Genomic DNA, 19415 nt, shown 5'->3' with positions numbered 1-19415 from the left:
TCGAGCGAGCACTTGTTGGGTCTCGGTCAAGATGGGAATCGATTGCGAATCGGTTACGTGCGGGTAAGTCCTGCGCCACGGGGCTGAAAACGCTGTGAAGGCGGCGCGAATCCGACGTCCCTCGGGCTCGCCGGGTCCGGTGCGCCGGGGCCGGAGGGCGGACGGATCAGTCGATGACGGCGGTCGCTTCGAGTTCGACCAGATGCTCGGGTACGTCGAGGGCCGCGACACCCAGCAGAGTGCCCGGCGGTACGGGGGTCACCCCGAGCTTCGCGGACGCGCGGGCGACCCCCTCCAGGAACAGGGGCATCTTGTCCGGGGTCCAGTCGACGACGTAGACGGTCAGTTTCGCCACGTCCTCGAAGGTGGCGCCGACCCCGGCCAGGGCGGTGGCGACGTTGAGATAGCACTGCTCGACCTGGGCGGCGAGGTCGCCCTCGCCGACCGTGGCCCCGTCGGCGTCCCACGCGACCTGCCCGGCCAGGAAGACCAGTTTCGACCCGGTCGCGACGGCGACCTGGTGGTAGACGTCGATCTCCGGAAGTCCGGTGGGGTTCACCAGGTTGATGGCCACGCTGCTGCCCGCCTTCTGTTCGGTGTCCTGCTCTTTGGTCTCTTGTGGTTACTCGGGAACCGTAAGAGAGTGAACGCTCACATGGAAGAACGCACTTTTCGGTGACTGGGGAACCTGATGGGTACCAAGCAGCTCAGCGGCTCGCCCGAGGACGCGGACCTCACCCGCGCGGACTCACTGGCGCGGGAGATCTTCTCGGACGTGGCGAACAAGTGGGCGCTGCTGATCATCGAGGCGCTGGGGGAGCGCACCCTGCGCTTCGGCGAGGTGCGCGACGAGGTCGAGGGCATCAGCCACAAGATGCTCACCCAGAACCTGCGCATGCTGGAACGCAACGGCCTGGCCGAGTGCACGGTGTACCCCACGGTGCCGCCGAAGGTGGAGTACACCCTCACCGAACCGGGCCTCGCCCTACGGGAGACGGTCCACCGGATGTGCGACTGGACCCACCGGTACATCGGCCACATCGAGTCCTCCCGCGACCGCTTCGAAACCGTCTGACGGCTTACGGCCAGAGCAGCTCGCGCGACCAGCCGCCGGTGGTGGCCGGGTCCGCGCGGCGGTAGCGGAGCCGTACGTGCCGGCGCCGGTCGTCACCCTGGAAGAACTCGACCTCGTCGGCCGCCAGCACGTACCGCGTCCAGGTCGGCACGGCCGCGTCCGGCTCGGAACGCGCCCGCTCCCACGCGGCCTGCGAGGCGCGCGCCAACTCCTCCGCGGAGCCCAGGACTTCGCTCTGCCGTCCGGTGAGCGCGGCGGCGAGCGCACCGGTGGACCGTACGGCGAGATCGGCCCGGCTCTCCTCCTCCCCGAGGGCACTCACGGCCCCCCGCACCCGCACCTGCCGCCCAGGCGTCGGCCAGTAGAACCCGAGCGCGGCCCACGGCCGGGCCGCCAGCTGCCCGCCCTTCGCGCTGGTGGCGTGCGACGCGAAGTGCCATCCACGCTCGTCGGCGTCGTGCAGCAGCAGGGTGCGTACGTCGGGCCGACCCTCACCGTCGACGGTCGCGAGGGTCATGGCGTGCGGCTCGACCTGCCCGCTCGCGGCGGCCTCGACGAACCACCGCTGGAACAGGACCATCGGCAGATCGGGCACGTCCTCGGGGTCGAAACCGGCCAGACCGCTGTCCCAGACCCGCAGATCCTCAAGGGCCGCCCGAAACGCCTGCTGCTCATCGCCGCTCATGGCCTCATTCAACCCCGCGGGACGCGACCGCGCGGGCCGGGCACCGGCGCCGTAAGCCATGAGCCGCGCCGCCACTTAGGGTGTAGTACTACACGTGAAGTGGTGTCAAAGAGTCAAGTCGAAGAGTCAACAGAGAAGGGTGTGACCGCCCCGATGCGACAGAACCTGGCCCGTCGTTCCGCGCTCGTCGACGCCGCCATCGAGGTGCTCGCCCGTGACGGTGCCCGTGGGCTGACCTTCCGGGCCGTCGATGTCGAGGCGGGCGTGCCCAAAGGGACGGCGTCCAACTACTTCGCCAGCCGGGACGAGCTGCTCAATCAGGTCGGCCACCGTGTCTACGAGCGGCTGATCCCGGACGAGGCCACCGCGGCCCAGATGGTCGCCGGGCCTCCCACGCGGGAGCGGACGGCGGAGCTGGTACGGCTGGTGGTGAAGCGGGTCGCCGCGTTCCGGACCGGGTTCCTCGCTCTGCTCGAACTGCGGCTGGAGGCCACCCGGCGTCCCGAGCTGCGTGACGTGCTGACCGCGCGCGTGGCCGAGGACGTCGAGGAGAATGTCACGCACCATCTGGCGTCCGGGCTTCCCGGTGACGCCGACGCGGTCAAGATGATCTACCTGGCCGCCAACTGGCTGGTGGTGGAGCGGCTCACGCTGCCCGGCGTCTTCTCGGAGGAGGAGACCGCGCGGCTGATCGGCGGCCTTGTGGAGCGGGTGCTGCCGTCCGACCCGTGAGACGCGACCCGTGAGACGGGAGCGCCGGCGGGGATCAGTTCACTGATCCCCGCCGGCGTGACAGGACGGAGGCCCGTGGGCGCGGCTACTTCGCCGGCTTCTTGCCCGTGATGCCCAGATGGACCAACTGGGCCAGGTTCGGCTTCAGTTCGGCCTGTTTCACGCCCCAGGTCTGGAAGCCCTTCTGGTGCCCGGCCACCGCGGCGAGCATGACGACCAGTGAACCGGCCATCGCGGCGGGGTTGACGTCCTTGTCGACCCTGCCTTTGGACTGGAGCTCCTTCACGGAATCCGTAAGGGAGTTGGTGACCGAACTCAAGATCTTCATGCGGATCTTGTAGAACCGCTTGTCGCCCTCGGCGGCGCCGAGATCGATGACCCTGAGGATCGCGTCGTTCTTGCGCCAGAAGTCGAGGAATCCCTCTACGAGTTCTTCCGCCGTCTGGCGTCCCGCTTTACCGGCCCAGGAGCGGCCGGAGACCAAATCGGTCAATCCGGTGCCCTCCTTGGCCATTTCCTCGGCGATCTCAAGGACAGCGCCCTCGACGTCCGGGAAGTACTGATAGAAGGTCGCGGGTGAAGTGCCTGCCTTCCGGGCCACGTCGATGACTTTGACGTCCCGATATGGCGAGGTGCTGAGCATCTCGCTGAGGCAGTCGAGCAGCTTCTGCCGCGTCGCCTGGCCGCGCCGACCGGCCACGCGGCCGTCGACGGTACGTACTTGTCCTGTCATGCCGTCAGCTTACCGAGGGGTGATCGGAGCGCGATTCGGCCGACTGCAAATGGGGAACCGCCCGCTGATCGCGGGGCCCGGAAGAGGCCCGGCCGGAGCCCGTGACCAGGAATAGTGTTATCAACAGCCTGTGGACAACCGCGGTGGACAACTCAATGCGCACAAGCCCTCACCGGGAGACAATTAGCCAATTGTTCGATTTGTCCCGCCCTGCGCCTACCGGAATGCGCCATTAGCGTGGCCGGAAGACGCACCCCTGGGGTGGTGCGCACGCGCAGGAAGGATCCGGGCTCATGGCCGCATTCGCGGAAGGCACGCCCTGCTGGGTGGATGTGTCGCTTCCCGACGTCCAGGCGGGCAAGCGTTTCTACGGCGAGCTGTTCGGCTGGACATTCGGCGCGGACGGCGGTGCGGCATACGGGTACTACACGAATGCTTTCAGTGACGGAAAGCGAGTGGCCGCCCTCGCCGCGAAGCAGGACGGGCGTATGCCGACCGCCTGGGGCGTTTATTTCGCGACATCGGACGCCGCCGCGCTCAGTGCGCGAATCAAGGAGGCCGGCGGCGGAATGGTGAGGGACCCGACAGCCGTCGGGCCGTACGGCACGATGGCACAGGGCGTCGATCCCGGCGGCGCGGTCTTCGGCCTCTGGCAGGCCGGTGCGCACTCCGGCTTCGAAAAGCAGGGTGAGCCGGGATCTTTCTGCTGGACAGAGGTCTATACGAGGGACAAGGAGAGCGTCGACCTCTTCTACGAGTCGGTATTCGGCTTCGTCGGGAAGGATCTCCCGGACGAACCGGCCGACTTCCGTACCTGGTCCCCCGCGGGGTCCGAGCCGGGGACCGACAGCGCGATCGGCGGGCGAAGTGTCATCACCGACGCATTCCCCAAGGAGATGCCGGGGCATTTCCTCGTCTACTTCTCCGTGGCGGACTGCGACGAGACGGTCGCCGAGACCGTACGGCTGGGCGGCCGGATCCGGGAGTCCGCCGCCGACACCCCGTACGGCCGGATCGCCGTCCTCGCCGACAACCAGGGCGCGGTTTTCGCCGTCCTGGCCGAGCCGGCGGCGGCCTAGGGGCTGTCGTTCGGATCGGGCCCGGCCCCCGGGGCGGAAAGCGGAGCAACCCGCGTTGGCCAGTACGCGTCAAGACTGGTGCGGGCGTGATACTCACTCCGTACGAGGCCGTTCGCTCATTTCCTGTCCGAAACGGGGTGAGACACCCCGATCCGCCCCCGGGTTCGCAACCAACGAGCCAGACAGGAAGAATCAGGGGGCAGGGGGCCGTACCTTGGTGGCCCGTACGGGGAGGTGGCAGGCAAGTGGAGCAGCTGACGCAGCACGATCCGAGACGCATCGGGCCCTTCGAGGTGCTGGGACGCCTCGGAGCCGGCGGTATGGGTCTCGTCTATCTCGCGCGCTCGGCCTCGGGCAGGCGCGTGGCGATCAAGACCGTGCGCACCGAACTCGCCGAGGACCAGCTGTTCCGCGTCCGGTTCACCCGCGAGGTGGAGGCCGCCCGCGCGGTCAGCGGCTTCTACACGGCCGCCGTGGTGGACGCCGACCCCCGGGCCGCCGTGCCGTGGCTCGCGACCGCCTATGTGCCCGCGCCCTCGCTCGAAGAGATGGTCAACCGGTGCGGGCCGCTGCCCGCGCAGGGCGTGCGCTGGCTGGCCGCCGGTATCGCCGAGGCGCTCCAGTCCATCCACGGCGAGGGCCTGGTCCACCGTGACCTCAAGCCGTCGAACGTGCTGGTGGTGGAGGACGGACCCCGCGTCATCGACTTCGGTATCGCCTCCGGCGTCTCCAACACCCGGCTGACCATGACCAACGTGGCCGTCGGCACCCCGGCGTACATGTCGCCCGAGCAGGCGCGCGACTCCCGGAGCGTCACGGGCGCGAGCGACGTCTTCTCGCTCGGCTCGACCCTCGTCTTCGCCGCCACCGGGCACGCGCCCTTCCACGGGGCCAACCCCGTCGAGACGGTCTTCATGCTGCTGCGCGAAGGGCCGAATCTGGAGGGGCTGCCCGAGGAGCTGCGCCCCCTCATCGAGTCGTGCATGCAGATGGACGCCACGCAGCGCCCGTCGCCCGCCGATCTCCAGTCGCAGCTCGCGCCGCATCTGTTCGCCTCGGGCAGCGACGACAGCGGTACGGCTTCGGCCTGGCTGCCCACGTCCGCGACCGAGATGATCGAGGAACGGCGGGGTGGCGGGCGCATCAACGCGGCTGCCGCCGCCGCTGCCGCGCGTCCGCCCGTACCGCCGCCGCCCTCCCACCACCCGCCGCCACCCGCGCACGCGCCCGACTGGGATTCCGCGTGGCGCCGCGACGGCGAGGGCCAGGGCGGCCGGCGAGGCAATCAGGGCGGTGGCGGTGGCGTGCCCGCGGCTGTCGTACCGGGCCCCGGCGGCCCCGTCAGGCTCTCCGGCTCCCCGGTCCCGATCGGCCCCGGCCCCCGCGCCTCCGACCGCCGTGGCGCCGGCGCCGCCTCCGCCGACGCCGGACCGGCCACCGGCTGGATCCGGCCGCCCGCCGGGCTGACCGGCGGCGAGCTGCCCACCAGTGCCGTCGCCCCCGCCGGGCCGCCGATGACGGCACCGGCGGCCCCCGACGGCGGCGCCGCACCCGGCCGCTGGCGGCCCTGGCGCTTCCGGATGTCCAACGACGTCTGGGGCCCCCCCGTCGTCGACGGCGATCTGCTCTACGTCACCTCGTTCGAGGTGCACGCGCTGGACGTCGGCAGTGGCCGCCGGCAGTTCAAGACGCGCGACGTCGCCTGGGCGATGGCCGTCGCCGGAGGCCGTATCCACGCCTCCGACGGCCCCACGCTGTACGCGCTGGACGGCAAGGACGGCACCGAGCGCTGGCGGCTCCAGACCGACGCGTGGGTGTACTCGCTCAAGACCGACCGGGGCACGGTCGTCACCGGTACGCGCGGCGGCGGTGTCCAGGCGTGGGAGGCGTCCAACGGCGAGAAGCTGTGGGAACTCACCGGCGCCCAGACCGACTTCGAGACACCGGAGGCGGGGCCCGCGATCTTCGACGGCATGGTGTACGTATGGCAGAACGCCCGCCTCAGGGCGCTCGACGCGCGCACCGGCAGCGAGCGCTGGTCGTACCCCATCGGCGACGGCGCGGCCTGCGGTGGCGTACCGATTCGCCTGGTGCCCGCGCCGGACGGTCACGTGTACGTCTCCGCCGGCACCCGCGTGCTCTCGATCGACATCGCGAGCGGCCATGTCCGCTGGCACTTCGAGGCCCCCGCCGTCTTCCTCTCGCCGCCCGCCTTCGCGCCGGGTCCCGCCGTGACCGGCGGCGGTGTGTATCTCGCCGACTATCTCGGCACGGTGTACGCGCTGGACGCCACCACCGGCAAGGACCGCTGGCGCATCGCCACCGAGGCCCGCCAGTCACTCGAACCGGTCCTGGTCACGGCCGGGAACGTACACGTGGGCAGCGGCAGCGCGCTCTACACGCTCGACGCCGTCGCCGGCACGCCCAAGTGGCGCTTCGCGGCGGGCGGCGAGGTCGTCGGCGCACCCGTGGTGGCCGACGGCAGACTGCACTTCGGCTCGGCCGACCATGTCCTCTACACACTGGACGCCGGCGGGGGACAGCTCCGCTGGAAGCTGGCGACGGGCGGCGAGATCACGGGCTCGCCGGTGGCGCGCGGGGGAGTCGTGTACGCGTGCAGCAAGGACCGCTGTGTGTACGCGCTGGACGCGATCAAGGGGACGGCCACGGGCCGCGGCAACCGCTGAGACGCGGGGGCAGGGTCCCGATCGAGGTGGGTCAACTCCCTCACCGGCGGCGGCTGGTGTCGTCCGGCGGTGGCGGTGCCCACGGCTGCTCCCTGGTGTCCCAGGACTGCGGCTGCGGCGGCCAGGCGCGCTGCGCCGTGCTCCCCGTCGGGGGCGGGCCGGCGGGCGGCTCGTTCTCGTACCGGTCCCGGTCGTACCCCTCACTCCGGCCGTAGGGCTCGTACGGCTCATAGGGTTCGTACGGCTGCTGTTCCACCTCCCCGTACGGCTCGTGGTACCGCTTGGGGGCCTGGTCGTCCCCCACGTACCGATGACCGCCGCGGCCGACTCCGCGGCGCGGCCGGCCGCTCATCACCGCCGCCGCGATCAGCAGCAGCGCCCCTCCGCCCAGCGCGGCGAGGACGCCGAGACCGATGCCGTCACCGTCACCGTCCAGCGTGAGGCTCCCGGTGTCCTGCGCCTGCCGGACCATCCACAGGATGCTGAAGCCGAGCACGATCAGTCCGGAGAGCGCCACCACCAGCCGTGAGCGCAGCACCAGCCCGACAAGGGTGACCAGAGCCGCGAAGACGAACGGCAGAAACAGCGAGACCCACAGGTCGGAGCCGGTGCCGGTGATCCCGTTGAACAGGTCTTCGACGCGGTAGTCCTGGCCGTGCCGGCCGTTGTACCAGGCCTGGAACGGGCTCGCCACGGCCCCGGCGGCCCCGATGACGGCGAGGACCGACCCGATGATGTTGCGGACCATCGACGGCCTCCTTGGACGAGCGTGCGGAGCGCACGGCTTCCAAATTCCGACGCTACGCCCGGGAACCAAGGGCCGCCAGATTTGGTCCCGTGCAGGGAGCCCTCCCACCTGCTGCTAGGGTGACATGCGCTCGACAAAAGACCACCAATCATGAGCAACCGCACCATATTCAACGGGGGTTGAAGTGAAAATCCGCCATGTCCGCGCCATAGCCGTCTTCGGCATCGCCGTGTTCGCGCTGACCGGCGCACGCGGCTCCAGTGGCGGCGGCTGTTCCAGCAGCAGCTCCAGCAGTAGCAGCAGCGGCGGCAGCCACTCGGACAGCGACTACGACGACGACTACGACAGCGACTACGACAGCACGTCGGGCTCCTCCACCACCGGGGGCTCCGTGACGGGCGGCAGCACGGCCGACGCGGGCCGCGACCTGACCATCGACAGCTGCAAGTACGACACCGCCCGCGGCTTCGTCGCCGAGGTCACCGCGAACAACAGCGGCTCGGTGGAGTACTCCTACTCGTTCACGGTCGACTTCACCGACTCGGCCGGCGCGACGGTCGGCAACACCGTCGGCAGCATCCCGGACGTCCTCGCCGGCGGCACCAAGACCATCGAGGTCACCGCGGTCGACCTGTCCAACGACGACGGCGCGTCAGGCGGCGAGTGCAAGGTCGACAACGTCGTCCGCCTCGCCACCTGAGGACCCAGGACAACAGCTGAAAGAACAGAAGACAGAAGAACGACGGTCGGCGGGGCCCCCTGAACGGTCCCGACTTCCGTCGTTCTTCTGTCTTCTCACGCCCCCTGGACCGGGTGGCCCCTGGCCCAGCCACCCCCGGACGGCTGAGCACGGTCGCGGCAGCTCCCCTCCCCCGCCGCCGCGACCGTCACCCGGTCCTGCCCGCCTGCTACTTCGGCGGTGCGGGCGCGTGGTGGTCGCCCTGGGTGGTGGCGCCGTCCTTCGGTGGTGCGGGCGCGTGGTGGTCGCCCAGCGTGGTCGCGCCGTCCTTCGGCGGTGCCGGCGCGTGGTGATCGCCCTGAGTGGTGATGTCTTCGGCGTTCTTCTCGGTGCTCATCGCTTCCCCTTGGGTCGCCCTACGACTGACGGAAGGCGGCCTTCTGCCCGGATACTCCCCCGAGGTCGCCGGGCAGAAGGCCTGGGGGGACCGCCCGTCCCCTAGGGGAAGTGGTGGTCCCAAGCGACCCGTCTGCCCCCCGAGGCGACGGATCGAATATGCACTGGAGCATGCCGAACGAGCATAAACATTCGATGAACGCCCAGGCCGGGCACCCCGTACCTCATCGGACACCCCACCGGACCGACCCGTCCCCCCTGACCGGACCCCGTGCCACAGGAAGATCAGGCACCACGCGGCGCCGGGTTCGTAACCCCTACGCCGCGCTGAGCGGGGCGTCGAGCAACTCCCGTACCTCTTCGGCCTCCGCCGCGCCCGACTCCTCGTGCAGTGCGAGCGCCTCGCGCCAGCACACCCGCGCACGGTCCGCCTGCCCCAGGTTCTCCAGCGCCTTGCCCAGCGTGATCAGGACGTTGGCCCTCGTCCGGTCGCCGCCGATGCAGCCGATCGCGAGCGCCTGCTCGGCGTGCTGCGCCGCCGAGGCGGCACGCCTGGCCGCGAGATGAGCCTGGGCGATACGGAAATGGGTCGTCCCCTCCCACAGCCGCTGCCGGTTGGTCTCGAACCCCTCAAGCGCCTGGGCGAGTTGCTCCAGGGCCTCCTTGTGCCGCCCGGCGTGCGTGAGCGCGATCCCCAGCGCGAAGCGGGCGTTGGAGAGCCGCAGCGTGTGACCGATGCTGTCGTAGACCTGGACCCCCTGCTCGGCCAGCGCTATGGCCCGTGACGTACGGCCCAGGGAGTGCTGGATGCGCGAGAGGTTGCACAGGGCGCTCGCCTCGCCGGGGCGGTTGCCATCGGCGCGGGAGCCTTCCATCGCCTTGAGCAGATGCGCCTCGGCGTCCTTGAAGCGGCCCTGGCCGAGGGCGATGATGCCCCGGTCGTTGTCCGACCAGTAGACCGGCGCCGGGTCCTGTACGGACTCCGCCAGCGCCGCCGCCTGCCGGGCCTCCTCGTCGGCCTCCTCGTAACGGCCCGCGACCAGATGGACGTTGGTCATCGAGGTCCGGGCCCGCCCCTCCGTACGGGCGTCGCCCGCCTCGCGTGCCGCGGCGAGCGCCGAACGGGCCGCCGTCTCGTACGACTTGGAGTTGGCGCCCGACTCGGCGAGGTCCTGCGCCGCCCAGAGCAGATCGACGGCGACCCGCAGCCGGGCCCCGCCCGCCGCCTGCCGGGCGCACGCCAGCAGGCAGTCCGCCTCCGCATACAGCCAGTCCTGTGCCTCGTGCCGGTCGGTGAAGACCAGGCCCTCGTACTCCGTCGGCTCCAGATGGTCCTTGAGCCGGTCGCCCGGCCGTTCGATCGTGTACACCCGCGCGGCCGTCGCCAGATAGAAATCCAGCAGCCGGAAGAGCGCCAGGTCGATACCGGTGGGCGGCTGTTCGTCGCGGTCGGCGCAGGCACGCGCGTAGAGCCGCACCAGATCGTGGTAGCGGTAGCGGCCGGGCGCCGCGGACTCGACCAGGGAGGTGTCCACCAGGGACTCCAGCAGGTCCTCGGTCTCGTGCGGCGGCAGGTCCAGTACGGCGGCGACCACGTCCAGCGCGGCCTCGCGCTCGGAGCTGACGCGCTCCTCACCGACGATGCGGGTGAAGAGCTGAAGCGCTTCCTCCGGCGACATCACGTCGAGGTCGACCAAGTGGGCGCCCTCCAGGTCGACCATCCGCACCCGGCTGGTGACGAGCGCGGCGCAGCCCTCCGTACCGGGCAGCAGCGGGCGTACCTGCGCGGCGTCACGCGCGTTGTCGAGCAGGACCAGCACCCGGCGGCCGTCCAGCGCCGAGCGGTACAGCGCGGAGCGTTCGTCCAGCGAGTCCGGGATCGCGGAGTCGGGCGTGCCGAGCGCCCGCAGGAACGACCCCAGTACGGCCTCCGGTTCGGCGAACCGCGCACCCGCGCCCTGGAGGTCCACGTACAACTGGCCGTCGGGGAAACGCGGTCGGGCCGCGTGCGCGACATGCACGGCGAGCGTCGTCTTGCCCACGCCGCCGATACCGGCGAGCGCGGAGACCGCCATCACCGATCCCTCGGCGCTCGCGAGGCGCCTGCCCAGCTCCCGTACGAACAGCTCCCGGCCGGTGAAGTCCGGCACCGTGGCGGGGAGTTGGGCGGGCCGCGTGAACGTCACGACCGGCGCTGTCTCCTCCACGGGGCGGGCCAGTTCGGCGTCTGCCTGGAGGATGCGGTGCTGGAGCCTGGCGAGTTCGGGGCGCGGGTCCACACCGAGTTCGTCGGCGAGGAGGCGGCGCGTGTCCGCGTACACGGCCAGTGCCTCGGCCTGCCTGCCGCTGCGGTAGAGGGCGAGCATGAGCAGTTCGCGCAGGCGCTCGCGCAGCGGGTGCGCGGCGGTCAGCGCGGTGAGTTCGGAGACGGCCTCCGCGTGCCGGCCCAGCTCCAGGTCGATGTCCAGGCGGGTCTCGACGAGTTGGAGGCGCCACTCGTCGAGCCGGGCGCGCTCGGTCTCCGCGTACGGACCGGGGACGGAGGCCAGGGGCTCACCGTCCCACAGGCCCAGCGCCTTGTTGATCAGTACCCGGGCCTGCTGGCGGTTCCCCGCCGTCCGCTCCTTCTCGGCGGCGGCGGACAGCTCCTGCGCCACGCTCAGGTCCAGCGCGTCGGGTCCGGTGTGGAGGGCGTAGCCGCCCGACTCGCTGACCAGCACCCCAGGGGAGAGGACCTTGCGCAGGCGGGAGGCGTACGTCCGTACGGCGGCGAGCGCCTGCGAGGGGGCGGACTCGCCCCAGATCGCGTCGATCAGTTCGCCGGCGGTGGCGGTACGGCCCTCACGCAGAAGCAGGGCGGCGAGCAGCGCGCGCTGCTGGGGCGAACCGGAGGGCAGCGGTTCGCCGCCACGCCAGGCGCGTACGGGGCCGAGTACGCCGAAGCGCAGCTCGGTGCCGGGTGTGGGTGTCGTTTCCTCGGGGGCGCTGTCGGCCACGCTGACCGGTCCCGGTGCGCTTTTCCTGGTGCCGCTCGCGATGTCGCCCGTGGTGCTGTCCATCGCGGTGTTCGTCGTGGTGTTCGGTGTGGCCCGAGCCCGCTGCTCCGGTACGCGCGGCCCGCTGTCACGGTCCATAGCTCTCCCTGCCCCCGAACTGCCGGTATCGCCCCCGACAGTCTGCCTTGTCCGGAGTGGTGGCGTCAGCCTTGGGCGGGGGTCTGCACAAGCCCTCGACACGGTAAAGGACACGACCCCTTCGGGTAAATCGGGATCCGGACAGCCCATCGGTCACATCTGCGCGCCGGCATCCGTCAACACAGCGAAAGCGCCACTGAACGCGACAGCGGACGCGCCGGTTCGGCGGAGATCAGGAAAATCTTGAGGAGACGGCCATGGAAACACGTTCGATCACCCAGGTGGCACCGAAGGGCCCCCGGCTGGCGGAGGACCCGTCGAAGCTCGTCCCCGAGCTCGCGGAGGTGTCGGCGGCGCTGTTCAAGGCCGTCGGCAACGGCTCCGTACCGCGCACCACGATCAGCCTGGTCCAGCTGCGCGCGGGCCAGATCGTCGCCAGCACCTACCTCACCGTTCTGCACACGGGTTTCCTGCGGAAGGCCGGGGCGACGGAGGAGCAGATCACCTCGGTGGCCTCCTGGCAGGACTCGCCGTACTTCGACAGCGCCGAGCGTGCCGCGCTGGCGCTGGTGGAAGCGGTGCTCCAGCCGTCGGCGGACGGTGAGCGCGTCTCCGACGAGCTCTACGCCCGGGCGGCCGAGCTCTACGACCCCAAGGCGCTCGCGACGCTGATGAACGCCATCGGGCAGGTCGGCTTCTTCATCGCCATCGCGCTGATCGCCAAGCCGGTGGCAGGCCGGTCCTTCACCGACCCCTGGCAGTGAGACCGCCGCCCCCCGCCCGGGCGGACGGCCCCGGGGCGCCCGGTGCGGTGCACCGGACGGCCCCGGGCCGGTGCGAACCGGCGGTCGGCCAGGTCCTGTCCGGCGGATCTTCGCGGATCGGCCCGGGCCCGCCGCGGAGCGGCTGATGTCACGTGGTGCGGTGCGTCGCAAGGCGGAGGATCGTCCTCGTACTGGACGTACGTGGACGAGTCCGACAACGCGGCGAGGCACCGTGCCAGGTGCCCCGGGCCGGTGCGCGAAAACCCACCCGGCGGACAGGACCTACGCGCCTTCGCCGCCAAGGAACACCGGATTGGTCAGCGCCACGAAGTTCCCGGGCAGCCCCGGGAGCGTCGACGGGCGGCGTACCTCGGCGCGTACGTAGGTCGCGTACTCGGCCGTCGTACGCCACTCCACCGTGCCGGTGCCCGACGCCGGCAGCTCGGCCGTGTGCAGCGTCCCCTGATCGGTGACGATGCGCGCCGAACTGCCCGCCGGGGCGCCGGTGACCTCCAGACGCACCGTCACCGGGTCGTCGTCCTTCACCCGCAGCCGCTCACCTATGCCCGCGTGCCGGCCGCGACCGCCCGAGGCGCCGAAGGTCAGGGACACCGCCGACGACTCCGCGATGTAGCTCCGGCCCGCGCGGATGCCGGCCAGGATCGCCTCGCGGGACAGCTCGTCGGCGAGGACGACGGTCTGCGGTGTGCCGATCGGATCGGGGTCGCGGTGCGCGTCGCTGCTGCCCATCGCCGGTGTCCACGGCCGTCCCGAACGGGCCGACGACACAAGGGTGTTGTCCCAGGAGGCGAGGGCGACCTCGTCCTCCGGGGTGAACGGGCCGTTCCACACCTCGACCGCGTCGGCGTCGCCGAAACCGAACTTCCAGTTGCAGCCGATGCAGGTGGCGTGCGGGTGCGCGGGCACGACCAGACCGCCTGCCCGCCGTACCTCGCGGGCGTAGTGCCCGAAGCGGTTGTCCCGGGCGCGGTAGCGCCAGTCGACGAACGTGCCCGCGTCCATGCCGATGGCCACGACGTGGCCGTTACGGGTGGTGATCTCCTCACCGGTGAGGATGAGCAGGTCGTCGCCCCACAGCCCCTCCCACGCGGCGTGGCCCGAAGAGGTGTTGTGCTCGCTGGAGTTGATGAAGTCCAGCCCGGCGGCCCGCGCGCCCGCCGCGATCTCCGCGGGGGTGCGCCTGCCGTCCGAGTGCACGGAGTGGAGGTGGCAGTCGCCCCGGTACCAGGCGCGCCCGCGCCCCTTCGCACGCTCCGGCGGGTGGACCGGGCGTACCGTGCGGCCGGGTTCACCGTAGGTGAGGGTGATCGTCACCTCGTACGCGAGACCTTCGGGCGCGACGGTGTACGGGCCCAGCGCGATGTGCCACTTCCCGGAGCGCACCGGGCCGGGCAGATAGCCGGGGGTCGCCTCGTCGGCACGGATGAAGAACTCCGTACGCGCGCCGCCGGACCAGCCCCGGAAGCCCTCGCCGCCGAGAGCGGTGCCGCGCTCGTCGAAGATGCCGATGTCGAGGGCGTTGCCCTGGGTGCCGGCGGGGACGGTCGGCCGCTGGTAGGTGTACGCGACGCGGATCTCACGTACGCCGCGCGGGACGTCGACGGGCAGATGGACGAAGTCGGGGGAGCCGGGCGGCAGGGTGCCGCTGACGGTCCTGGTCTCCGTACCGCCGGAGGCGCTGCCGTCGCTGCCGGTGCCGGGGGCGGCGTTCGCGAAGCTCACGCTCCCCAACGTAAGGGCCGCGGCGGCCCCCGTCACGAGCAGACCGCGTCTGCCCATCGCGTGTTCCGTGTGGTCGTTGCACATGCGGACGGCTCCCCAGGGTTCGAGAGGGACAGGAGTGGTGGTTTCGAACCCTGGTATTGAGTCGTGAACGGCCGTACAAGGGAAGGGGGTCGGGAGATGGTGCGGACATTGCCGGTGATCGCGGGGGAAGGGGGAACACGGCGGAGCGGGCCGGCATGGCTGTCCCCGGCCCCGGGCACAGGTGTGTACGCCGCCGCCCCGTTGTTGGAACGCCCTTGAGGAGAGAACGCCCGTATGCGGATCGCGACCACCATCTTCCTCACCGACGAGACGATCGCCCCGGTGCGGCTCGCGCGTGAGCTGGAGCAGCGCGGCTTCGCCGGGCTCTATCTGCCCGAGCACACCCATATCCCGGTCGAGCGGACCACCCCGTTCCCGGCTGGCGGTGACCTGCCGCGTGAGTACGGCCGTATCCTCGACCCCTTCGTCGCGCTCGCCCAGGCGGCTGCCGTCACCGACCGGCTCGCTCTCGCCACCGGCGTCACGCTCATCGCCCAGCACGACCCGATCGACCTCGCCAAGCGGGTCGCGACGCTCGACCATCTGTCCGGCGGACGCTTCACGTTCGGGATCGGCTTCGGCTGGAACAAGGAAGAGGCGGCGGACCACGGTGTGGGCTGGACGACGCGGCGCGAACTCGGCTGGGACCGACTGGCCCTGATGCGCGCGCTGTGGGCGCCCGAACCGACGCTTTACGAGGGCGAGTTCGCCTCCGTACGCCCCAGCGAGGCCCATCCGAAACCGGCGAACGGCGCCCCGCGCATTCTGGTGGGCGGCGGGGCCGGCCCCAAGCTCTTCGCCCGCATCGCCGAACAGTCCGACGGCTGGCTCCCGATCGGCGGCCGGGGCCTGGGGCAGTCGATCCCCGTGCTGCGCAAAGCCTGGGAGTCGGCGGGCCGCCCCCCGGAAGCGCTCCACGTCGTCCCGTACGCGGTCCGCCCCGACCCGGGCAAACTGGCGCACTACGCGGACCTGGGCGTGGAGGAGGTGGTGCTGCAACTGCCGCCGGGCGACGAGACGGAGGTCCTGCGGACGCTGGACGAGTTCGCGCGGTACGTGTGAGCTGATCATCGGGCTGTCGTGCGGGTGAAAGAGTGTGCGCATGAGCGCGCCGTACGACCGAGACACCGTCACTCTGAGACTGCCCCCGGAGGCCATCCAAGAGCGGCGGCCACCCCCGCCGCCCGGCTCCGCCCCCGCTTCGCCCGCCCCGGCGCCGTCCGGGATCGGCAGGTCCAGCGCGCTCATGGCGGCCGGCACGATCGTCTCGCGTATCACCGGATTCGCCCGCACCCTGGTCATGGCCGCGGCCATCGGCGTCGGCACGCTCAACGACTCCTACCAGGTCGCGAACGTCCTTCCCACCATGATCTACGTCCTCGTCGGGGGTGGCGCCCTGAACGCCGTCTTCGTGCCGCAGCTCGTCCGCGCCATGAAGAAGGACGACGACGGGGGCGAGGCGTACGCCAACCGCCTTCTCACCCTCGTCATGGTCGTGTTGGCGGCCGTCACCGCGCTCTGCGTCGTCGCCGCGCCGCTCCTCGTCCACCTGATGTCACCGGAGATCGCGGACGACCCGCGCCGGATGGCCGTCACCGTGGCCTTCGCCCGCTACTGCCTGCCGACCATGTTCTTCATGGGCGCCCATGTCGTCCTCGGCCAGATCCTCAACGCGCGCGGCCGGTTCGGCGCGATGATGTGGACCCCGGTCCTCAACAACGTAGTGATCATCGCGGCGTTCGGCGGTTTCATCTGGGCCTTCGGCGGCTTCACCGGCTCCGGTGTCACGCCCGCCACGGTCACCCCGGAGGGCGTACGGCTCCTCGGCATCGGCACGTTGCTCGGTCTCGCCGTCCAGGCGCTCGCGATGCTGTCGTATCTGCGCGACGCCGGCTTCCGGCTCCGCCCGCGCCTCGACTTCCGGGGCCACGGACTCGGCAAGGCGATGGGCCTCGCCAAGTGGACGCTGCTCTTCGTGCTCGCCAACCAGCTCGGCATGGTCGTCGTCACCCAACTCGCCACCAAGGCGGGCGCGGCGGCCGAGCGGGCGGGCTTCACCGGCACCGGCATCACCGCGTACAACTACGCCCTGCTCCTCTGGCAGATGCCGCAGGCCATCATCACCGTCTCCGTCATGACGGCCGTGCTCCCGCGCATCTCCCGTTCGGCCGTCGACGGTGACGTGGCGGCGGTGCGCGACGACATCTCGTACGGTCTGCGGACCTCGGCCGTCGCGATCGTCCCGTGCGCCTTCGCCTTCCTGGCGCTGGGGGTCCCGATGGCGACGCTGCTCTACGCGGGCTCCGGCGAGGAGGGCGCACGCGGCATCGGCTTCGCGCTGATGGCGTTCGGTCTCGGCCTGATCCCGTACTCCGTGCAGTACGTGGTGCTGCGGGGCTTCTACGCGTACGAGGACACCCGTACCCCCTTCTACAACACGCTCGTTGTGGCTCTGGTCAACGCCGCCGCGTCCGCGCTCTGCTTCGCGCTCCTCCCACCGCGCTGGGCGGTGGTGGGCATGGCCGCGTCGTACGGCCTCGGCTACGCGTTCGGCGTCGGCATCGCCTGGCGCCGCCTGCGCCGCCGCCTGGGCGGCGACCTGGACGGCGGCCGGGTCCTGCGCACCTACGCCCGGCTGATCACGGCCTCGCTCCCGGCGGCACTGGCGGCGGGAGCGGTGGCGTACGTACTGACCCGCGAACTGGGCGGCGGCGCGCTGCCGTCCCTGCTGTCCCTGACGGCGGGCGGAACGGCGCTGCTGCTGGTCTTCCTGGCGATGGCCCGCCTGCTGCGCGTCCCGGAGCTGACCGCGCTGACGTCGATGGTGCGCAAGCGGCTGGGCCGTTGAGGGCTACGCTCCGACGGTCCCGTCGAGGCCCTCGCGGAGCAGGTCCGCGTGGCCGTTGTGGCGGCCGTACTCCAGCAGGACGTGCACCATCACCATCCGCAGTGACACGTCCTCGCCCCACCGCGGCTGATGTCCCGTCAGGTCGAGTGAGTCCGCCGCGCGTTCGATCCGCCGCGACGTCTCGACCTCTGCCTCCCAGGCGGTGAACGCCTCGGACCGGGTCGAGGCGCTCGCGTCGTACGCCCTCTGGAAATCGACAACGCCCGGGGGCGACCACACCATCGGCGCCGCGTTGTCCTCGAACACCCGCCGGAACCAGGCGCGTTCGACCTCGGCCATATGCCGTACGAGCCCCAGCAGGGACAGCGCCGAGGGCGCCATCGAAGGCTCCCGCAACTGGTCGTCGCTCAGCCCGGCGCACTTCATGGCGAGGGTGCCGCGGTGGTAGTCGAGATAGGCCCGCAGGGTCTCGCGCTCACCGCCGCGGTGGGGCGGGTCCACACGGGTGTCGGTGGTCTCGGTGGTCATGTGCCGGGCTCCTCGTCCACGCCTGGTCTCGCGCGATTCCAACGGCGAGGATAACGGGCGTTCGGACGTGGCCGGAGCGACGAGGGGAACGCGATGGAGCCGAGCGGCGCCATGACTCAGATGCGGCATCTGACGGGAGAGGTCGAGAGGATCGCCGTCGAAGCCGGCGTCGGCGCGCGACGGGCCCAGCGGCGGGGCAAGTTCTGGAACGCCACCCATCTGATGCTGGGCTTCCCCGCCGCCGTACTGGCGGCGGTCTCCGGCGCCGCGGGCCTCACCTCGCCCGACGCACGGGTACCGGCGGCGATTCTCGCCCTGCTCGCCGCGGGCTTCTCCTCGGGGGCGGCGTTCCTGCGGGCGGAGGCACGGCAACTGGCCAACCTGCGCCGCAGATACGCCTGGCAGGACCTGGAGGTCCGCGCCCGCCTGGTGCTGGCCCGCGAGGCGTACATGACGGAGGAGGACCTGTACAGCGCCCTCTCCCGGTTACTGGAACAACGACGGACGGTGCCGTCCAGCGCGATCGTCCTCTCCGAACTCCCATCCCCACCCACCCAACCGGAACCGCCGCAACCGGGCTGACGCGGAGATCTTCGGGCGTATGTACCCGCGGGGTTCTCGTGGCTCACCGCAGGCTTCACAACGTGCCTCGTGCGCGTTCGCCGTTGGGACGGTCTCCGATCTCCGGCGGCCGGTCAGTCGGCGGGGTTTCCTCCGTGCCCTCGAAGGCGAAGGTGGCGGCGAGGAGGGCGGAGGGGATCAGTGGGGGCGTACGGCTGCGGCGTCTTCTCGGTCCTGATCGAGACGCTGGTCACCCGTCAAGTGGCCGCCGCCGACGAGACGTCGATGCGTACGGTCATGGACACCGTCATGTGGACGACGGCTCCGACGGCCGAGGAACTGCTCAAGATCGCACCTCTCGCCCTCGCCGCCTGGGCGCTGCGCGGAAGGGTCCAGTGGGGCCGTGGGCACCCTGGAGCTGGGCTCCGCCACGGTGACCGTGCCGGTGGACAACCACATCGTGTGGTCGGCGCTCGGCGCTCGGCGGTCCGGCCGTGGGTCTGATCGTGTGCGGGCACCGCTGGTGGGTACGGGTGGCGGGGCTGCTGCCCCTGCTCGCGGCGATCGGCATCGGGGGGTGGCCCCAGCGGCGGGTGTATTCAGCGACACCTCCGACTTGGGGCCGTACGCCCAATGTGATCGAAGTCCGTCCTCCGTAGCGTCTTACCCGAGGCACAGAGGGTGTCCGACGGAAGGAACGATCATGATGCGTCGTAAGAACACGAGCCGCCCGACCCGGAGCTCCGAAGCCCTCCGGCTGGCGAATGTGCGCAAGGTCTACGGCACGGCCGAGAACGCCGTGACCGCCCTCGACGGTGTGTCGCTGACTCTCCCCGCCGGTTCTTTCACCGCCGTCATGGGGCCTTCCGGCTCCGGCAAGTCGACTCTTCTCCAGTGCGCGGCCGGTCTCGACCGGCCCGACAGCGGCCAGGTCATGGT

At 71.1% G+C, this 19415-nt stretch carries 19 protein-coding genes; 11 read left to right on the top strand and 8 right to left on the bottom strand.

Annotated elements, in window-relative coordinates; genetic code table 11:
* Positions 1-166: 166 nt before the first annotated feature.
* Positions 167-574, bottom strand: a complete 408-nt coding sequence (locus IEY79_RS25570) for a RidA family protein (protein WP_189109957.1) — start codon at positions 572-574, stop codon at positions 167-169.
* 117 nt (positions 575-691) lie between these two features.
* On the opposite strand from IEY79_RS25570, the gene IEY79_RS25565 reads away from it, so the two are divergent.
* Positions 692-1075, top strand: coding sequence for a winged helix-turn-helix transcriptional regulator (locus tag IEY79_RS25565; protein ID WP_189109956.1), 384 nt, complete (start codon positions 692-694; stop codon positions 1073-1075).
* 4 nt (positions 1076-1079) lie between these two features.
* On the opposite strand, the gene IEY79_RS25560 is transcribed toward IEY79_RS25565, so the two are convergent.
* Positions 1080-1760: a pyridoxine/pyridoxamine 5'-phosphate oxidase gene (locus IEY79_RS25560; protein WP_189109955.1), complete on the bottom strand. Its 681-nt coding sequence runs from the start codon at positions 1758-1760 to the stop codon at positions 1080-1082.
* Positions 1761-1913: 153 nt separating this feature from the next.
* Here IEY79_RS25560 and IEY79_RS25555 point away from each other — a divergent pair, with 153 nt between their 5' ends.
* Complete coding sequence (locus tag IEY79_RS25555; protein ID WP_189109954.1) at positions 1914-2492, top strand: TetR/AcrR family transcriptional regulator; 579 nt, start codon at positions 1914-1916, stop codon at positions 2490-2492.
* A gap of 85 nt (positions 2493-2577) precedes the next feature.
* On the opposite strand, the gene IEY79_RS25550 is transcribed toward IEY79_RS25555, so the two are convergent.
* Entirely contained in the window at positions 2578-3225 is a 648-nt protein-coding gene (locus IEY79_RS25550) for a TetR family transcriptional regulator (protein ID WP_189109953.1), read from the bottom strand.
* Between the two features lie 293 nt (positions 3226-3518).
* On the opposite strand from IEY79_RS25550, the gene IEY79_RS25545 reads away from it, so the two are divergent.
* Complete coding sequence (locus IEY79_RS25545) at positions 3519-4304, top strand: VOC family protein (protein ID WP_189109952.1); 786 nt, start codon at positions 3519-3521, stop codon at positions 4302-4304.
* 245 nt (positions 4305-4549) lie between these two features.
* Positions 4550-6991 (top strand): protein serine/threonine kinase AfsK, encoded by a 2442-nt coding sequence (afsK, locus tag IEY79_RS25540; protein ID WP_189109951.1) that lies wholly within the window; start codon positions 4550-4552, stop codon positions 6989-6991.
* Positions 6992-7031: 40 nt separating this feature from the next.
* On the opposite strand, the gene IEY79_RS25535 is transcribed toward afsK, so the two are convergent.
* A complete protein-coding gene (locus IEY79_RS25535) occupies positions 7032-7739 on the bottom strand; it encodes a hypothetical protein (RefSeq protein WP_189109950.1) in 708 nt (235 codons plus the stop codon).
* Between the two features lie 184 nt (positions 7740-7923).
* On the opposite strand from IEY79_RS25535, the gene IEY79_RS25530 reads away from it, so the two are divergent.
* On the top strand, positions 7924-8439 hold the full coding sequence (locus IEY79_RS25530) for a hypothetical protein (protein WP_189109949.1): 516 nt from the start codon (positions 7924-7926) through the stop codon (positions 8437-8439).
* 208 nt (positions 8440-8647) lie between these two features.
* Here the strand turns inward: IEY79_RS25530 and IEY79_RS25525 are convergent, their stop codons facing one another.
* Entirely contained in the window at positions 8648-8815 is a 168-nt protein-coding gene (locus IEY79_RS25525) for a sigma-like protein (protein ID WP_189109948.1), read from the bottom strand.
* A gap of 316 nt (positions 8816-9131) precedes the next feature.
* Positions 9132-11948 carry an AfsR/SARP family transcriptional regulator gene (locus tag IEY79_RS25520; RefSeq protein WP_189109947.1) on the bottom strand — a complete coding sequence of 939 codons (2817 nt, stop codon included), beginning with the start codon at positions 11946-11948 and terminating at the stop codon, positions 9132-9134.
* Between the two features lie 257 nt (positions 11949-12205).
* On the opposite strand from IEY79_RS25520, the gene IEY79_RS25515 reads away from it, so the two are divergent.
* Entirely contained in the window at positions 12206-12712 is a 507-nt protein-coding gene (locus tag IEY79_RS25515) for a carboxymuconolactone decarboxylase family protein (protein ID WP_189109946.1), read from the top strand.
* A gap of 282 nt (positions 12713-12994) precedes the next feature.
* On the opposite strand, the gene IEY79_RS25510 is transcribed toward IEY79_RS25515, so the two are convergent.
* Positions 12995-14539 carry a CehA/McbA family metallohydrolase gene (locus IEY79_RS25510; RefSeq protein ID WP_189109945.1) on the bottom strand — a complete coding sequence of 515 codons (1545 nt, stop codon included), beginning with the start codon at positions 14537-14539 and terminating at the stop codon, positions 12995-12997.
* A gap of 234 nt (positions 14540-14773) precedes the next feature.
* Here IEY79_RS25510 and IEY79_RS25505 point away from each other — a divergent pair, with 234 nt between their 5' ends.
* Together IEY79_RS25505 and murJ are read left to right on the top strand one after the other, a co-directional pair.
* Positions 14774-15601 carry an LLM class F420-dependent oxidoreductase gene (locus tag IEY79_RS25505; protein ID WP_189109944.1) on the top strand — a complete coding sequence of 276 codons (828 nt, stop codon included), beginning with the start codon at positions 14774-14776 and terminating at the stop codon, positions 15599-15601.
* A gap of 40 nt (positions 15602-15641) precedes the next feature.
* Entirely contained in the window at positions 15642-17387 is a 1746-nt protein-coding gene (gene murJ, locus IEY79_RS25500) for a murein biosynthesis integral membrane protein MurJ (protein ID WP_189109943.1), read from the top strand.
* 3 nt (positions 17388-17390) lie between these two features.
* Here murJ and IEY79_RS25495 read toward each other — a convergent pair whose 3' ends face one another.
* Positions 17391-17915, bottom strand: coding sequence for a DinB family protein (locus tag IEY79_RS25495; RefSeq protein WP_189109942.1), 525 nt, complete (start codon positions 17913-17915; stop codon positions 17391-17393).
* A 111-nt stretch (positions 17916-18026) separates the two neighbouring features.
* Here IEY79_RS25495 and IEY79_RS25490 point away from each other — a divergent pair, with 111 nt between their 5' ends.
* The 3 genes from IEY79_RS25490 to IEY79_RS25480 all read left to right on the top strand — a co-directional run.
* Entirely contained in the window at positions 18027-18497 is a 471-nt protein-coding gene (locus tag IEY79_RS25490) for a hypothetical protein (protein ID WP_189109941.1), read from the top strand.
* Between the two features lie 180 nt (positions 18498-18677).
* On the top strand, positions 18678-18980 hold the full coding sequence (locus tag IEY79_RS25485; RefSeq protein WP_189109940.1) for a hypothetical protein: 303 nt from the start codon (positions 18678-18680) through the stop codon (positions 18978-18980).
* A 199-nt stretch (positions 18981-19179) separates the two neighbouring features.
* Positions 19180-19415: ATP-binding cassette domain-containing protein (locus IEY79_RS25480; protein WP_189109939.1), on the top strand; the 236-nt coding region annotated here is incomplete at its 3' end.

The organism is Streptomyces camponoticapitis, from assembly GCF_014646115.1.
Classification (GTDB): Bacteria; Actinomycetota; Actinomycetes; order Streptomycetales; family Streptomycetaceae; genus Streptomyces; species Streptomyces camponoticapitis.
Note: the sequence above shows the minus strand (reverse complement) of the source record. Positions and strands in the feature narration are given on the sequence as shown.

Excerpts from the sequence above, each read along its gene's own strand:
- IEY79_RS25515 (WP_189109946.1), top strand. The coding sequence starts at position 12,206 with ATGGAAACACGTTCGATCACCCAGGTGGCACCGAAGGGCCCCCGGCTG.
- IEY79_RS25495 (WP_189109942.1), bottom strand. The coding sequence starts at position 17,915 with ATGACCACCGAGACCACCGACACCCGTGTGGACCCGCCCCACCGCGGC.
- IEY79_RS25565 (WP_189109956.1), top strand. The coding sequence starts at position 692 with ATGGGTACCAAGCAGCTCAGCGGCTCGCCCGAGGACGCGGACCTCACC.
- IEY79_RS25560 (WP_189109955.1), bottom strand. The coding sequence starts at position 1,760 with ATGAGCGGCGATGAGCAGCAGGCGTTTCGGGCGGCCCTTGAGGATCTG.
- IEY79_RS25535 (WP_189109950.1), bottom strand. The coding sequence starts at position 7,739 with ATGGTCCGCAACATCATCGGGTCGGTCCTCGCCGTCATCGGGGCCGCC.
- IEY79_RS25520 (WP_189109947.1), bottom strand. The coding sequence starts at position 11,948 with ATGGACCGTGACAGCGGGCCGCGCGTACCGGAGCAGCGGGCTCGGGCC.
- IEY79_RS25510 (WP_189109945.1), bottom strand. The coding sequence starts at position 14,539 with ATGTGCAACGACCACACGGAACACGCGATGGGCAGACGCGGTCTGCTC.
- IEY79_RS25550 (WP_189109953.1), bottom strand. The coding sequence starts at position 3,225 with ATGACAGGACAAGTACGTACCGTCGACGGCCGCGTGGCCGGTCGGCGC.
- murJ (WP_189109943.1), top strand. The coding sequence starts at position 15,642 with ATGAGCGCGCCGTACGACCGAGACACCGTCACTCTGAGACTGCCCCCG.
- IEY79_RS25525 (WP_189109948.1), bottom strand. The coding sequence starts at position 8,815 with ATGAGCACCGAGAAGAACGCCGAAGACATCACCACTCAGGGCGATCAC.
- IEY79_RS25505 (WP_189109944.1), top strand. The coding sequence starts at position 14,774 with ATGCGGATCGCGACCACCATCTTCCTCACCGACGAGACGATCGCCCCG.
- IEY79_RS25555 (WP_189109954.1), top strand. The coding sequence starts at position 1,914 with ATGCGACAGAACCTGGCCCGTCGTTCCGCGCTCGTCGACGCCGCCATC.
- IEY79_RS25490 (WP_189109941.1), top strand. The coding sequence starts at position 18,027 with ATGACTCAGATGCGGCATCTGACGGGAGAGGTCGAGAGGATCGCCGTC.
- IEY79_RS25545 (WP_189109952.1), top strand. The coding sequence starts at position 3,519 with ATGGCCGCATTCGCGGAAGGCACGCCCTGCTGGGTGGATGTGTCGCTT.